14 protein-coding genes and 1 pseudogene are annotated in these 16,190 nt (G+C 41.8%); 8 read left to right on the forward strand and 7 right to left on the reverse strand.

Features of this window, described 5'->3' with window-relative positions; all coding sequences use genetic code 11:
* The first annotated feature begins 154 nt into the window (after positions 1 to 154).
* On the forward strand, positions 155 to 583 hold the full coding sequence (locus A923_RS0119955) for a tetratricopeptide repeat protein (RefSeq protein ID WP_017223464.1): 429 nt from the start codon (positions 155 to 157) through the stop codon (positions 581 to 583).
* Between the two features lie 165 nt (positions 584 to 748).
* On the opposite strand, the gene A923_RS0119960 is transcribed toward A923_RS0119955, so the two are convergent.
* From A923_RS0119960 to A923_RS0119970, 3 genes are all read right to left on the reverse strand, one after another.
* The gene (locus tag A923_RS0119960) at positions 749 to 1,639 is read right to left on the reverse strand and encodes a prenyltransferase (protein WP_017223465.1); all 891 of its coding nucleotides are present in this window, start codon (positions 1,637 to 1,639) and stop codon (positions 749 to 751) included.
* 323 nt (positions 1,640 to 1,962) lie between these two features.
* Entirely contained in the window at positions 1,963 to 2,313 is a 351-nt protein-coding gene (locus A923_RS0119965; protein WP_017223466.1) for a RidA family protein, read from the reverse strand.
* 95 nt (positions 2,314 to 2,408) lie between these two features.
* Positions 2,409 to 3,212: a transporter substrate-binding domain-containing protein gene (locus A923_RS0119970; protein WP_017223467.1), complete on the reverse strand. Its 804-nt coding sequence runs from the start codon at positions 3,210 to 3,212 to the stop codon at positions 2,409 to 2,411.
* A gap of 205 nt (positions 3,213 to 3,417) precedes the next feature.
* Here A923_RS0119970 and rcsF point away from each other — a divergent pair, with 205 nt between their 5' ends.
* Both rcsF and tsaA read left to right on the forward strand, forming a co-directional pair.
* Complete coding sequence (rcsF, locus tag A923_RS0119975) at positions 3,418 to 3,807, forward strand: Rcs stress response system protein RcsF (RefSeq protein WP_017223468.1); 390 nt, start codon at positions 3,418 to 3,420, stop codon at positions 3,805 to 3,807.
* Positions 3,807 to 4,556, forward strand: a complete 750-nt coding sequence (gene tsaA, locus A923_RS0119980; RefSeq protein WP_017223469.1) for a tRNA (N6-threonylcarbamoyladenosine(37)-N6)-methyltransferase TrmO — start codon at positions 3,807 to 3,809, stop codon at positions 4,554 to 4,556. Before rcsF ends, tsaA begins: the two co-directional genes overlap by 1 nt.
* 112 nt (positions 4,557 to 4,668) lie before the next feature.
* Here tsaA and A923_RS0119985 read toward each other — a convergent pair whose 3' ends face one another.
* The gene (locus A923_RS0119985) at positions 4,669 to 5,283 is read right to left on the reverse strand and encodes a transglycosylase SLT domain-containing protein (RefSeq protein WP_017223470.1); all 615 of its coding nucleotides are present in this window, start codon (positions 5,281 to 5,283) and stop codon (positions 4,669 to 4,671) included.
* Positions 5,284 to 5,456: 173 nt separating this feature from the next.
* On the opposite strand from A923_RS0119985, the gene A923_RS0119990 reads away from it, so the two are divergent.
* From A923_RS0119990 to A923_RS0120005, 4 genes and pseudogenes are all read left to right on the forward strand, one after another.
* Positions 5,457 to 7,178 carry a proline--tRNA ligase gene (locus tag A923_RS0119990; RefSeq protein ID WP_017223471.1) on the forward strand — a complete coding sequence of 574 codons (1,722 nt, stop codon included), beginning with the start codon at positions 5,457 to 5,459 and terminating at the stop codon, positions 7,176 to 7,178.
* Between the two features lie 295 nt (positions 7,179 to 7,473).
* A complete protein-coding gene (locus A923_RS23320) occupies positions 7,474 to 8,016 on the forward strand; it encodes a pilus assembly FimT family protein (protein ID WP_017223472.1) in 543 nt (180 codons plus the stop codon).
* 77 nt (positions 8,017 to 8,093) lie between these two features.
* Positions 8,094 to 8,490 (forward strand): annotated as a pseudogene (locus tag A923_RS22570) (DUF3465 domain-containing protein).
* Between the two features lie 132 nt (positions 8,491 to 8,622).
* The gene (locus A923_RS0120005) at positions 8,623 to 9,762 is read left to right on the forward strand and encodes a patatin-like phospholipase family protein (RefSeq protein ID WP_017223473.1); all 1,140 of its coding nucleotides are present in this window, start codon (positions 8,623 to 8,625) and stop codon (positions 9,760 to 9,762) included.
* Between the two features lie 12 nt (positions 9,763 to 9,774).
* On the opposite strand, the gene A923_RS0120010 is transcribed toward A923_RS0120005, so the two are convergent.
* Positions 9,775 to 11,739 (reverse strand): monovalent cation:proton antiporter family protein, encoded by a 1,965-nt coding sequence (locus tag A923_RS0120010; protein WP_017223474.1) that lies wholly within the window; start codon positions 11,737 to 11,739, stop codon positions 9,775 to 9,777.
* Positions 11,740 to 11,964: 225 nt separating this feature from the next.
* Between A923_RS0120010 and A923_RS0120015 the strand changes: the two genes are divergently transcribed.
* Positions 11,965 to 12,852: a GGDEF domain-containing protein gene (locus A923_RS0120015; protein ID WP_017223475.1), complete on the forward strand. Its 888-nt coding sequence runs from the start codon at positions 11,965 to 11,967 to the stop codon at positions 12,850 to 12,852.
* Positions 12,853 to 12,960: 108 nt separating this feature from the next.
* Here A923_RS0120015 and A923_RS0120020 read toward each other — a convergent pair whose 3' ends face one another.
* Together A923_RS0120020 and A923_RS0120025 are read right to left on the reverse strand one after the other, a co-directional pair.
* Complete coding sequence (locus A923_RS0120020) at positions 12,961 to 15,333, reverse strand: zinc/cadmium/mercury/lead-transporting ATPase (RefSeq protein WP_017223476.1); 2,373 nt, start codon at positions 15,331 to 15,333, stop codon at positions 12,961 to 12,963.
* Positions 15,334 to 15,539: 206 nt separating this feature from the next.
* Positions 15,540 to 16,160, reverse strand: a complete 621-nt coding sequence (locus A923_RS0120025; RefSeq protein ID WP_017223477.1) for an HD domain-containing protein — start codon at positions 16,158 to 16,160, stop codon at positions 15,540 to 15,542.
* Between the last annotated feature and the right edge of the window lie 30 nt (positions 16,161 to 16,190).

Here is a 16,190-nt window from a genome sequence, read left to right on the forward strand (position 1 = left end):
CACCTCATTAAGTTCGACTAGCTCTTCAAGTTTAGTCGTTGAGTTCGTTGATTTCATTTTTAGCCATTTTTTTATAATTTCTGTGCTGCAATGCGATATACTTACAAAATACATATCTCTGATGACCCTATCAGGCTTTTATTACGGAAATAAGATGACAGCAACCAAGACAGCACTTGACCCTACGCTATTTAAAAAAATCGAAATCATTTGTGAGAAAGGTGAAGAACAACTCGAAGCTGAAGAATATACAACGGCGATCGAGACCTTCATGCAAGCTTATGATCTTGTGCCTGAACCTAAGATCCATTGGAATGTTTCAACGTGGATCCTAACTGCGTTAGGTGATGCTCATTTCATGCTAGGCGACTGGGCTTCATTAGAAGAAGCGACTGGTTTTGCGATGTTATGCCCTGAAGGCGCAATAAACCCTTATTTACACCTACGTTTAGGCCAAGCACACTTTGAACTAGGCAATATGGAACCAGCTAAAGAACAATTAGCAAAAGCATTTGAAGCGGAAGGCGCAGAGATCTTCGGTGACGACGATGCTAAATACTTAGCATTCGCACAAACTGCATAGTTAATTATCCATAAATTGATGCATTAATTTATTAATAGTTAACGAATACCACCCACATCAATACGCCTGTGGGTGGTCATTATCGATTTGATACGACAAGCACGACCTATCTCATCTCATCTAACCAAATCCTATCTAACCAAATATAGCCTCATAAAATAGAGTCTAATCTAAAATTAACGTTAGCCCCAACAACACCGGCGTTGCAACAGTCGCAATTAAGTTTGAGCGTAAAAACTTAGGTTGTTGCGCAATATTCTGACCAAATTTAATGCCGCCATAAAGTGCATAAAATGCTAACGGCATTGGTATTAATGAAATCAAACTCAACGCTGGTAAATAGCCAATAACCACATAGGTAATAATCAATACTGTCGCTAACGTCGCAAATACTGCATAGACATAATTACTAATTTTGATGCCATACGCCATTGGAAAGTCTTCCGTGTTCTGTTCAATAGCTGCTTTATTTATCTCGCCATAATTGTTCAACAGCCATAAATTATTCACTAAGAAAAATGGAATAAGCGCAATAACCCAAACCAGTTGAGTATATTGACCGACCAATACAAACTCAGTCGCTAAAGCGATTAATAATGCAAAACCAAAGCCTGGCGCAAGTAGTGAATAAATCGGGTGTTTCTTAATAACACTACTGTAGCTGAGCAATACCATGAGTCCGACAATGCCCACAGGCAAGATGCCTAATCCAAATTGCATCACCAAAAATAAACCACACAACAAACTCGCGACCAAGGCAATAACACCAGCCAAGAATGCCGAGTTTACTTGATCACGTGCGCGTGGATGGCCATGATGTTTTTTACTATTGGCTTTAAACGCCCACGTCGTTTTTAAATCTGAATACTCATGGAATGTACAAATACTCACATGACCGATAAAAGCCGCAATACACGCCGCAATTAAAACATAGCCATTCACATCACCATGATTGGCGATTACCGCGCTGAAACCTAAAAATACACACGCTAAAGTTAATAATAAATACGATACGTTTATCGATCGCAACACAGTTTTAAATCTAAACGCTAACATAGCGAGTCCGCCTTAAATAAATACTTATTTAGAGTTATGCTAGCGCGATTTAAACAAGCTAAATTTGATCTGAATCTAAAGATCTTCCGGATTTCAATTTCAGTTACGTTAAAACAATAAACTGTGACGTGAGATATTGATAAAATAAGGAGAATAAAAATGAAGTTAAAACAAATAAAACATAATGTTAAGAAAATAAAGAGGGTGCGTAAGAGCAATGAATCTAGCTTAAGTTATTTGTTAACTTAACACCATATCTCTTGCCCTTATGCTTGTTCTTGCTCTTTATGGCATTTCACCGCTTTATAAGCTGAATATATCGCTTATACGATCTCTGCAGCTATGACTGAAATTTCAACGAGTAACGCTTCACGCGCCATACTTGCTTGTACACATGCACGTGCTGGTGCATAACCTGCAGGTACCCAAGCGTCCCACACTGCATTCATGTCAGCAAAATCGGTCATCTCTTTAATATAAATCGTTGCTGACAACATATGTTTTTTATCACTGCCCGCTTGCGTTAATAACTCAGTTACTTTGGCAAGCATGGTTTCAGTTTGTTCTTTAATACCATAAGTTGCATCTGCGCATACTTGGCCGCATAAGTAGATAGTGCCGTTGTGCTTCACAATACGGCTCATTCTTGGTTTAGTTTCCATACGTTCTATCATGCTAAATTCTCTTCGTTAAATATCAAGATGAATACCCAGCCACTGGGCTAATTGGTTAGTTTACCTTGTCTAACAAAAAAAAATTAGCTAAAAAATCAATAGTTATGCTCTAAGCTCCATTTTCGCAAAATTTTATTTTCCACTTTTGGTTCAATTTGCATAATCGCTTTATCTAGAATTTTACGTAACATAGCTTGATCTTTACGTACCCCAAAACGATAACGATTGACGTACTTGGTCCGTCCGGACACGGTTAAATTCTTTAAACCCAGCTTGGCAATTTTGTAACGCAGCACAAACAAAGATTCGATGGTTGCATCGACCTTGCCATCTGCCGTTTTTTGCAAGGCGTCATCCGTGTTATCAACACGGCTCACTATCACTCTTGGGTAATTATTACGGAGGTATTCTTCGTAGACATAACCTTCAACGACGGCGACTGTTTTCCCTCGCAGCGATTTTAAATTACGGATACCATGCATATTTTTCAATGTTGCTAATGCAGCCTCGGCTTCAACATAAGGCGTGGTAAAGAGTAGCCATTGTGAACGTCTTGGGGTTTGATTAAGAAATGACAGTACATCACAGCCACCACTGCGGGTAACATCTAAGCTTTGTTGCCAAGTCTTGGTTTCTCGCACTTGAAATTTGACATCTAACATCGCCGAAAACACCGCAACATAATCAGCAGCAATACCAATGTAACCAAGCTTAGGGTCCCACGCTTCATAAGGCATCCAGTTAGGGTCGATGCAGAGTTTGATCGGCGCCCGACTAACAAGGTAGGTACGCTCTTCAGCTGTAAGGCGTATTTTATCAATCCCAGCATGGGCAGATAAACTAATACTGGCTAAACTTAATGAACATAATAGCGTGATCATACAGCGTGTGTTTCTCATCGTATTGCTTCCCTCAGATTGCGTTTATCCAATATAAGTTAAGACTATAAATCCCGAGCTATCTAGTAAAAACCACAATTATTCATCTGTCATACGACTAAACATCTTAATCAAGCCGCCTAGCGGGGAAATCAGACTAAAAATAAATGTCTTTAAGTGAGTGATAGAATTATAATTAAAACATAATTTCACTCGATAGCATGCCATGAAATATTTATTACTACTGACCATACTCTTAAGTGGGTGCAGTACATACCCGCTACAAACAAACTTAGATAAAGACAATTTCACCGACTATTTTGCTGTTTCGGATGTAGAGTATTACACCACCAGCGCACTGCAGCATGACCAAGTTGAACAATTAGGTTTAGTCGAAGGCGAAAGCTGTCAAACAGCTGATAACCTACCACCAGCAGAAGAGCAACAAGCGAAAATAGCCGCGAAACGCAAAGCCGCAGCACTCAATGCCAATGGGATTATTATTCGTTCATGTATTGCCCCACCGGCTTCAAAAGCCTGCCTGAGCAGTTATGTGTGTTATGGCGATGCGATCAAAGTAACCCCTTTAACTCGCAGTAATGACGATAGCCAATAATGAAAATAGAACTAGATACAGTCGGGATAATCCATACCCCGTATAAGGAAAAATTTGCTGTACCGCGTCAACCGGGTTTAGTGTCTGCAGCTAAAGCACAACTGATCTTAAGCCCGCCGTATGATGAAGCCGATGCATTACGTGGCATTGAACAGTTTAGCCATGTATGGTTGATTTTTGCGTTTCATGAAACCATGGACAAAGGCTGGAACCCGACCGTTCGCCCGCCACGTTTAGGCGGCAATGAACGCTTGGGTGTCTTTGCTACCCGTTCGACATTTCGCCCGAATCCATTGGGGTTATCGGTCGCGAAACTCGATGGCATCACCATTAAGAACAATCAGTGTATTTTGAATTTATCCGGCATTGATTTGGTCGATGGCACGCCAATTTTAGATATCAAACCCTATGTACCTTATGCTGATAGTTTGCCAAATGCTGAGGCTGGTTACGCCACAGATGCCCCTGTTGCTGATATGCAGGTCTTATTTACCGATGAAGCCGTAAACCAAATTACCGCACAGCATAGAAAGCATCCCGAATTACGCGATTTAATTGCGCAAGTATTAGCCCAAGATCCACGCCCTGCTTATAAAAAGAACAAAACGACACGCCAAGAATATGGGGTCAAATTATACGACTTTAACGTCCGCTGGATCGTCGAAAGTGATATAACGACAGTCGTGTCGATTATTAAAGTTGAGGATCTAGCAGCGCTCGCATCCGCCGAAGAGCAGAAGACGGATTAGTTAAACTGTTATTAAAATATTCAACATTGAAATACTAAAAAGGCCGATTAACTGTGTATATCAGTCAATCGGCCTTTTTATTTCAATGCGAGTATGATGAAAATATGTGTGTTTATAAGAAGAATAAACGCCATAACCAATTAGAATCTAAATCATCTTTACAACCACGATATTGACCAGCATAACGTAACGAGCGTTGATCTACTTTTTTGGCTACTTTCTTCAACCAAGGTTTCTTGTTATAGCTTTTATTCTTATAACCACCCCAGCCTTCGTGATAATTCAGGTATTGCTGTTCAGCACTCCACTTAGATACACCATTGATTTTTTGGGTTTTATTCATAAACCAGCCCATAAAATCCATCGCATCATGGAAGTCAGCACGGCTTGACCAACTATTCCCTGTTTCCTTCACGTAATCATCCCAAGTCATGGTTTTTGCTTGTGCGTAACCATAAGCAGAGCTGGCGCGGCCAGTGGGAATGATCCACCAATACTGCATCGGCGGCTGGGCATTATGCTTAAAGGAGCTTTCCTGATACATCATTGCCATTGGCACATGCACAGGCACTCCCCATTTTTCATTACTGTCCATGGCAGCTTCATACCAATCGTATTTTTCAATAAAGATATCGCAAATATTTTCCGGATTAGTCGGTTGTGAAGCACAGCCAAATAATCCACTGCTGATAACTATAAGTGCAGATAATCTCAGTATTTTATTCATTTTTAATAGCACAAATCCAATTTTGATAGCCAGTATAGGGGCTCTTAGAAACGAATAAAAGGACACCTGTCAAAAATAAATAAAACGAATCATTAACTTTTGCTGTTTACTCTGGCTGCGCCCTGTTAAAATCGCGCTCTTAAATCGATTTTATTAGTAAATAAAGGAACGTTATGCGCACCAGCAACTACTTGCTTTCAACTTTGAAAGAAACTCCAAATGACGCAGAAGTCATTAGCCACCAGCTAATGCTTCGTGCAGGTATGGTTCGTCGTCTTGCATCAGGTCTATACACTTGGTTACCGACAGGCTTACGAGTTTTACGTAAAGTAGAAAACATCGTACGTGAAGAGATGGATAAAGCAGGTGCTGTTGAAACTCTAATGCCTATGGTTCAGCCCGCTGATTTATGGCAAGAAACTGGCCGTATCGAAAAATTCGGTCCAGAGTTGTTACGTATTAACGATCGCCACAACCGTCCTTTTGTTTTAGGTCCAACGCACGAAGAAGTGATCACTGATATCGCGCGTAAAGAAATCAACAGCTACAAACAACTGCCGTTGACGCTTTACCAGATCCAAACTAAATTCCGTGATGAAGTTCGTCCTCGTTTCGGTGTAATGCGTTCACGTGAATTCCTAATGAAAGATGCTTACTCTTTCCATTTATCAGATGAATGTCTAAACGAAACGTACAACAAAATGCACACAGCATATTGCAACATCTTCGAACGCATTGGCCTAGAATACCGTCCGGTACTGGCTGATACTGGTTCAATTGGTGGTGCTGTATCTCACGAATTCCACGTACTTGCAGAAAGCGGCGAAGACGATATCGTATTCTCTGACGGCAGCGATTACGCAGCAAACATTGAAAAAGCAGAAGCATTAGCACCTGCTGGCGACCGTCCTGCAGCAACTCAAGCATTAACTGTTGTTGCTACACCAGATGCACACAGCATCGAAGACGTTTGCAAATTCTTAGAAGTTGACGCAACGCAAACAGTGAAAACACTGCTTGTTGCTGCTGAAGCTGAAGAAGGCCAAGCACAAGGCGTTATCGCACTTGTACTACGTGGCGATCACGAACTAAACGAAGTTAAAGCAGAAAAAATTGCTGGCGTTGCTTCTCCGTTAACATTTGCTAACGAAGAACAAATCCAAGCGGCTGCAAACTGCGATGCTGGCTCTATCGGTCCTCAAGGTCTGAACTGCCCTGTTGTTGTTGATCGCTCAGCTGCACACCTAGCAGACTTTGTTTGTGGTGCTAACATTAATGGTCAGCACATCACTGGCGCTAACTGGGATCGCGACATTAGCGATTACACAGTTGCAGATCTACGTAACGTTGTTGAAGGTGAAGCGAGCCCATGTGGTAACGGTACACTTTCTATTAAACGTGGCATCGAAGTTGGTCATATCTTCCAACTTGGTACGCAATACGCAGAATCAATGGGCGCTGGCGTACTGAACATGCAAGGTAAACAGCAAACGATGACAATGGGTTGTTATGGTGTTGGTGTTTCTCGTATCGTTGCAGCAGCAATCGAACAGAACCATGATGAAAACGGTATTATCTGGAACGAGTCAATCGCACCATACAAAGTATCTATCATTCCAATGAACATGCATAAATCAGCAGAAGTAAAAGAAGCAGCAGAGAAAATCTACGCTGACCTTCAAGCTGCTGGCATCGAAGTATTGTTCGATGATCGTAAAGAGCGTCCAGGTGTGATGTTTGCAGATTCTGAACTTATCGGTATCCCACACAACATCATCATTGGTGATCGTAGTCTGAAGAATGGTCTAGTTGACCACAAACTACGTACTACTGGTGATAAGACTGAGATCGCACTGACAGACATCGTTGAGCACGTTAAAAGCCTTTTAGCATAAGCTAATACGCAGTTAACTTACTTCGGTTAAGTGACTTTAGCTAAATAAATTTAGTTAAATAAACAATTAAAGCCAAGCATCTGCTTGGCTTTTTCGTCTCTGCATTTCGGCATATAGAAGCGCACGATACAAAGCTAAATATACAAAGCTAACTAACAGCATCGAAACTCTAATCGTCAAGATTTTATCACCAACAGTGCCGCTGTTGGACTAAACCTGTCGTTTACTTATCGCATTAATGTACCGTATTAACTTAGGTTGCTAACATCGCACATTCGACAACAAGGCGGATGTGATGAACAAGCAGCAAGGGGTTACATTAATCGAACTAACTATAGTGATTATCATACTCGGTATACTTGCCGCATCTGCGATCCCTAAATTCACGAACCTATCATCCAGCGCTCGCCTTGCTGTACTCAAAGGTATGGAAGGAGCACTGCGCAGTGGTGTTAACTTGATCCACGCTAAAGCTGTACTGACTAATCAAGATAACCCACCTGAAGAAGGTAAAGACAAATTCGTTGCCGATATTGATGGCATCACCATGACATTACACAGTGGTTACCCAGATGGTAATTGGATGAATGGAGTGCGCTATGCCATTAGTTTAGATGACGTAGAATTTTCTAAACAAGCCAAAGATATATGTAAAGCAGATTGGTGTGGCAGAGGCGAACAACAAGAGTTACCGAGCGGCATTATTATAACCCAAGGTTATATTGCCAAAGTATTTCCAAGAGGCTACAGTTGGAATGATCAATGCGGGGTTTATTATATTAATCATCACGATGGTTCCAATCCGGAAATAGGCCTAGAAATTAAAAATTGTAAATAAATGTATAATAATCAATGTATTGACGTCTTAAGCAGTTTAAACTTATCCTTTCAATTTACAGTCAAAGGTCATCAAAAATGCAACGGGTTTTTACTCATTTATTCATACTTTTAAGTCTATTTTCTTTCAATATCTGGGCAAATGACGGCGTCTTAAAACGCGCTTATAATAACCAACAAAGTGATCTCCAAGTTAAAGGTTCAGGTAAAGTAACCCGTATACTTGCCGATGATAATAAAGGCTCCCGCCACCAGAAATTCTTGTTACAACTGAAAAGCAGTCAAACCATTTTAATCGCCCATAATATTGATTTAGCGCCACGTATTAATAGCTTGAAAGTCGGTGATACCGTACAGTTTTACGGTGAGTATGAATGGAACAGTATAAGGTGGCATTATCCATTGGACCCATAAAGATCCGCGTAATCATCATCAGCACGGTTGGTTGAAACATCGCGGCCGGGTTTATAACTGATTTATAACCAATACTCCAAACTCCCCCTCACTCCACAGTATTAATTTGGCGAAGCCGCTACTCTTTAACAATAATTAAAAGGTAGCGCCGTATTAGTAATGAAACTGCGCTTTATTATGTGTTTGGGGGTTTATGAGTGGGACTAAACAAGGATTGTTATTAACTGGCGGTGGTGCGAGAGCTGCATATCAAGTCGGTGCGTTAAAAGCCATTGCGGAATTCTACCCGCGTAATCATGGTACGCCGTTTAAAGTCATTACCGGTACATCCGCAGGGGCAATCAATAGTTGCGCAATAGCCTGCTACGCCAGTTGCTTTCGCTTAGGGGTAAAAAAGCTAGAGTATATCTGGAATAACTTCCACGCTAATCAAGTATTTCAATGCAGTTTCAACGAGATATCACGGCACTTGCTACTAACCTTTTTATCCAAGTTCCAATCACCGCATGCTGCGCGCCAACCGGTATCGTTGTTTAACAACAAACCCTTGTATCACTTGCTCGATCGGTATTTGGATATGCGCCGTATCGATATCAACATTCAACGCCAGCACCTAGATGCGATTTCGATCACCGCATCTGACTATAACAACGGCGATTCCATCAGTTTCTTTCAAGGTAATCAACAATTACAAGAATGGCAACGCGCTCGACGCAGAGGTTTACGTACGCGCTTACACACTAATCACTTGATAGCCTCATCTGCGATCCCGTTAGTTTTTCCTTGTACTCAAATCGGCCATAATTTTTACGGTGATGGTTCGGTGCATCAACTATCACCACTTAGCCCCGCCATCCACCTTGGCGCAGAAAAGCTACTGGTGATCGGGGCTGAACAACCACCGCAGATACTGACATTAGGGGAAGTACGTCAGACACCATCGGGGGCAGATATCGCGGGGCATTTGCTTGATACTATTTTTACCGATACCTTAAACTCAGACATCGAACGCTTAAACCGGATCAATGACACCTTAGCCTTAACTCCTGCATCACAACAAGCGTCACTGCAGTCATCATTAGGCATGAAACCAATCGGGTTATTCCGCCTTACTAATGAACATGATATTAATGCCATTGCCGATAAATATTTTCACGATCTGCCGATAACCATCCGCACCCTGTTACGTACTATCGGGGTCAATCAAGGCAGTAATTCGTCAATCACCTCTTACTTGATGTTTGAACAAAACTATACCCGAGAGTTAATTAATTTAGGCTATCAAGATGTGCAAAAACAGGAAATGGAATTAAGAGGTTTTTTAAATATATAACGTAATTTAAACTTAGCCAGCCCAACCCCCTAGCAAACAATGTTCTGCACGTTTAACGTAACGTGACGGCCCACAAACCAACACTACATCACCTATTTCAAAGATAAACTCCTGATCAACACGGTTAAGCTCAACCCCTTGTCTGCGTACTGCACGGTAACTGACTTCTTTTAATTGTAGTTCTGCCACACTTTTACCAATGGCGTAAGCACCAAACTCCAGGCGGATCGCATGCAGTCGCTCTAGCATTTCGCTTTCTTCAAAAGACACATTACTTTCACCACCAAAATAAAAGCCATGTAAATGGTTATACTGGCCTTGGCGTTCGTGTTGTAATCGCTTTAAAATACGCTTGATTGGCACCCCTGATATCGCCAGTACATGCGATACCATCATCAAGCTGCCTTCTAACGATTCCGGCACCACGTCTGTCGCTCCCGCATCATGTAAGCGCTGCATATTCGAATCATCGGTGGTACGCACCAATACCTTAGCGTCAGTTAAGGGTTTGACGATCTTTAACAGTTCGATAGCTTTCTCGGTATCTTTGAAGGTAATAATAATCGACTTCGCTTTATCGACCCCCAACATCATTTGAATTTCGCGCCGGCTGGCATCACCAAACTCAATTTTTTCACCACCGTTTAAGGCTTCTTGCACACGCACCGGATCACGATCTATCACCGTATAAGGAATACCTTCAATTTTTAAAAATCGGGCGATAGTTTGGCCGCCGCGACCATAACCACAAACAATCACATGATCGATATATTGCCCTGGCAATGGTGGAGAAAGCCCACTTTTAGATTTAGGTTTAGACTGAAACAGTAACCGCCGAACAATTTCCTCGTGGCAATTTATTAACCAAGGTGTCATCGCCATACTCACTACCCCGACACCAACAAGGGTCGATATTAACGGTAACGGTAACAATTCTAACTTGCCTGCCAGCGCCAACAATACAAAGCCAAACTCGCCCATTTGCGCTAATACTAAGCCAGTACTCAGAGCATTACGGCTACTCTCCCCTAAACTTTTAGCTAAAATAAACACTAAGATTATTTTACTTAACATCATGACAACGAGCACAATGATCAAACGTGGCCAATCTGTCAGCAAACTCGGTAAATTCAATAACATGCCGATAGTAATAAAGAACAGCCCCATCAGTACATCACGAAACGGACGAATATCAGCTTCAAGTTGGTGTCGATAAGGCCCTTCGCCCAACATCATGCCCGCTAAAAATGCCCCCAAAGCCATCGACAAGCCTAACCAATGGGTCATCAACCCAGCAATTAATGCCACTAACAATGTCGACATCACAAACAATTCATCAGAGCGGGTTAACGCGATTTCTTTAAATACCGTCGGTAAGATCCAACGCCCTACAGAAAGGATCACAAACACCGCAAGTAAGCCCTTAACCAAGGCCCAACCCATTTGCTCGGCAATCAGCATGACGTCACCACTTTGTTGCGCCAGCAAGGGGATCATAATAAGGAAAGGTACGACGGCAATATCTTGGAATAACAACACACTGATCGACAATTTCGACATGCGGGTATTAAGAAGTTTCGATTCTGCCAATTGCTTGATCACGATAGCCGTCGATGACATTAACATCGCCGAGGCCACGACAAAGGCTTGAGACCAATATAATGACGCGAATATACCCAGCGCAGTAAAGAGCAATCCAACAGACATGACCTGGCCGCCACCAAGACCTAACACCAGATGCCGCATCGACAATAAGCGCGGCAGTGAGAATTCTAAACCGAGGGAAAACATCAGAAAAACCACGCCCAGTTCAGCAAACAACTCAATATCCGCTTGTTCGACGATCAATTGAAAACCATAAGGTCCGGCAATCACACCCGTCGCCAGATAAGCCAGGATCGGCGGTAGATGAAAACGCTGAAATAACGCGACCAGAGCCACCGCGATAGAAAGTAATAGAATAATATCAATAAACAAATTATCACCTCCGAAGCCGCTAAGTAGACGTTATCAATACAGTAACCAATAAGAATAACTGCAATATCATTAAAGAATATGTACTAGCGCCCGATTTAACAAGTGAGCGTAAGGATCAATAAAAAGATTAACATTAATTTAACTGTGACTTTTTATAACGATGGTACGCAATATGCATGTTTTATCATTATACTAAATAAAGTAATTTTTTTGACAGAGGTAAAAATGGATAACTTAAGCATCATCAATACCCCTATAATTCATACGAATTATGGGTTTACTGCGCCAAAACGGCAGCAGAAATTGACGTCTGCGCAAACCATTGCCACCCTAAAAAAGTTACAGACTAGTTTAGATGTCGATTCTTTGTTACATAACTTTGCCGCTATAGCGGCACAACATGTCCGTTTTACCGGTTTGAGCTTTACCGATGAAATGAATAACATCCATTTAAAAACTGACTGTACCGCGACCTTCCAACAGAATTACCACTTGGCTATCGCAGGTAAAGATCTTGGCGCATTACTATATAGTTCAGTAAAACCATTCAAAATTAATGAGCTGAGCATATTAAAAGAGTTACATCAGCTATTAGAAACCAACCTAATGCATGCCTTGATGTTACAAGAAATGCAGGTCCGGATAATGAAAGATCATCTCACTGGTTTAGATAATCGTGCCAGTTTTGATGAAAACATTCATCGATCTTACAGCCTGTGCCAGCGTCATAAATCAAATATGGCGTTATTGGTTACTGACTTAGATGATTTCAAACGTGTTAATGACACTTATGGCCATCTGTTTGGTGATAAGATCCTGAAACATTATGCCCACGTATTACAACGTAGTATTCGTAATAGTGATGTGGCGTTTCGATTGGGTGGTGATGAGTTTGCGATCATCTTACAACCAGCTTCATCCCAGTCTACACGCTTAGTCATTGATCGCATTGAAAGTGAAATTAAAAGTGATGCTTTGCTTAGCGAATTCAACATCACGTCAGCAATCGGTTCAGCAACATGGCGCGCCGGTGAAACAGTTGAGAGTTTGTTTAAGCTCGCAGATGAAGCGCTGTATAACAATAAATTCGACAGTAAATTCAACAGTAAATAAAAAGCTCACCAAATCAAATTTGATGAGCTTCATTGAGTATAGAACAGCTTAGCCTAGCGGCGCCTGTTATTTACGTAGCGATTATTTACGTACTTATTTTCGTAGCTATTATTTACGTAACAACCTTAACGCATTTGCTGTTACCAATGCAGTTGCACCTGAATCAGCTAAAATAGCCACCCACAGTCCCGTCATCCCCAGTAATGTCGTCACCAAGAATACCGCTTTAAGACCAACAGCCAAGCCTATATTTTGCTTAATATTGGTAAGCGTTGCCTGACCCAGTTCCACCATTTGTGGTAATTCCACCAAGCGATTATGCATCAAGGCAACATCTGCAGCTTCTAACGCCACATCTGTACCACCGCCCATCGCAATACCTAAACTGGCACTTTTCATTGCCGGCGCATCATTAATACCATCACCAACCATGGCTGTAGCTTTATCTTGGCTTAGTTCAGCAACAATACGCGACTTATCTTCAGGTAATAACTCTGCACGATATTCCATGCCTAATGAATCGGCAATTACTTTCGCAGTTCGGCGATTATCACCCGTTAACATCACGGTATTGATACCTAATCGCTGCAACTCTTCAATCGCTTGTTTAGCATCTTCACGGATACTGTCGGCCAATGCGACTAACCCGATCACTTGCTCATTCTGCAATACAACAACTGTGGTATTACCTTTATTTTCAAGATCTTCGATAGCTGTTTTCACATGCGCTAGTTCAGCAAGTTGCGCGGTCATATGATGTGGTGCCAACAATTTAATTAACTGTGCTTCACCCTCATATTGCACTTCACCTTGCACCCCTAACCCCGCTAAGGTTTCATCGTTCGTTACCGTTAATAACGAAATTGATTGTTGCTGTGCATGAGCCAAAATTGCCGTTGCAAGCGGGTGATTTGAGGTTTGCTCAATACTAGCCGCAAGCTGTAATACTTTGCTTTCATCATCAATGAAGCTCACAACACTGGTTACCTCCGGTACACCTTGCGTTAAAGTACCGGTTTTATCAAAGGCAATTTGTTGAATACGACCAATCTGCTCTAGTGCTGCGCCACCTTTAACTAATACACCACGCTTACTTGAAGCGGATAATGCCGATGTCACTGCTGCTGGAGTTGAAATAACCAAGGCACAAGGACATGCAATCAAGAGTAATGTTAAGCCTTTATAAACCCACTCAGTCCAATCACCGCCAAATAATAACGGTGGCACAACCACAACAGCCAACGCTAACAACATCATTGCCGGCGTGTACCAACGGCTAAAGCCATCAAGGAATCGTTCGATTGGCGCTTTGTTTTCTTCAGCTTCTTCAATCAAGTGTAAAATACGGTCAATCGCATTATTACCCGACTCAGATACAACACGTAACTGAGCAACACGGTTAACAGCTAAGCTACCCGCCATCACTATATCTTCAGCTTGATGTTCTACGGGTACTGACTCACCCGTTAATGCACTTTCATCAAAGCTAATACCAGACGCTAATAACGCACCATCCGCAGGTAAACGGTCACCGGGTTTTATTTCAATAATATCACCAGGTTGTAAATCACTTGCAGAAACGACCACACGCTTATCACCAACGATAGTTGTGGCATCTTCAGGCACTAACGACATTAATGATTTAACGCCTTTACGGGCCTTCCCTGCGGCATACGATTCTAGTTTTTCACCGATCATGAATAGTACTAATACCATCGCAGATTCAGCCGTTTCCCCTAAGACAAGCGCACCAACAGTCGCAACAGACATCAATGTTTCGATGGCAAATGGGGTCCCTGAACGCGCTAATTTAATCGAGCGGTTAATAACAGGAATAACACCAAATACACTAGCGAAGGTAAATAGCCACTGACTAGCGTCACTGTTAAATTGCGTTAAAATCGCAGCGATAACAATCGCACTGACTAACGTGATCGCATGCCAATGCTCGCGTAGGTTTTGTGATAATGAATTATCTTCTTCAACGTCAGTCGATTTTTTACCGACTTCTTGTAACTTGAATCCCGCTTTAACCACCGCATCAGTAACTTGTTGCTTGGTGCTTTCAACGGCATCTGTATTAGGTTCTTTTTTGATATCAACAAGTAGCTTTTCGGTGGCAAATGCAACACGACATTGCTGTACTTGTGGTAATGCTTGAACGGCTTTTTCTACTTTACGGGCACAACTAGGACAGTCCATGCCTGTTACTAACCAGGATAAACGTGTAGTTAAACTACTGGACTCGGGTTCCTCGTCATCAGCAATAATATCATTTGATTCTTTGTGTGCGCAGCAAGAGTCGCTACTACTAGTACTGACTTGATGCTCATCTGTATGTTGATGTTCATGGACGTGGGTTTTGCTGTGATCGTTACCACAACATCCCTGATTTGATTTTGGTGCTGTTATAGCTGCGTCTTTAGAGACTGTAGCTTTAGATGATCTGTCTTTAGATATAGTGCTGCCTTTACATGACATAAGGTTATCCTCGTAAATAGAATTAATGTTAGCAATATGAGTAACAGTTAATGCGTTCAAGCTAGTTAACTTACATATAAATATATATTCATATTAACTTTCATTCAAGTGTATTTACAAAAAAAAGCTAATTCAGTCGTTATTGTTAACGAATAAATTAGCTTAGTTGTACTGGATCATGATGTGACGACGTTAATCGTACTCTGCTATGTCAGTAATTCCGACTGCAGCTGTACTAAGAAATCACGCATATATACACTACGACGCTGAGCTTCAGCCTTTGCTGCTTGTGTTTGCATGCTGTCACCGAGCGTTAATAACTTGGTAAAGAAGTGATCTAACGTATACACATTGTCGTCAGGTTCACGTGTTTCACAGAGCGGATCAATAGCACTATAAAGCTGACGATTCAGTTTGCCGCCAACTAAAATACAACGGGCAATACCTATCGCGCCTAATGCATCCATACGATCAGCGTCTTGTAGTATTTTCGCTTCTAATGTTTCCGGGGTGATATTGGCGCTAAAACTGTGGGCAACAATCGCATGATGGATGGCACTGTAGTATCGCTCGGGATAGTCAATTTGTTGTAAAAATTCAACCGCGCGATCGGCGGCTAATAATGACGCTTGCTTACGTTGTGGATGATCTTTAGCAACGGCAACACAATCATGTAACCACGCTGCAGGTTCTAATATCGCGAGGTTTGCACCTTCACGCTCACCCAATTGTCTAGCGGTGGCAACGACACGTTCAATATGATCGATATCATGGGCACGGTCATCGCTCCCCAACTGTGTTAGAAATTCAATAAACAGGTTTCGCATAACAGACTCTTCGACATTTAATAATTAAAA

Source organism: Moritella dasanensis ArB 0140 (genome assembly GCF_000276805.1).
GTDB classification, from domain to species: Bacteria; Pseudomonadota; Gammaproteobacteria; order Enterobacterales; family Moritellaceae; genus Moritella; species Moritella dasanensis.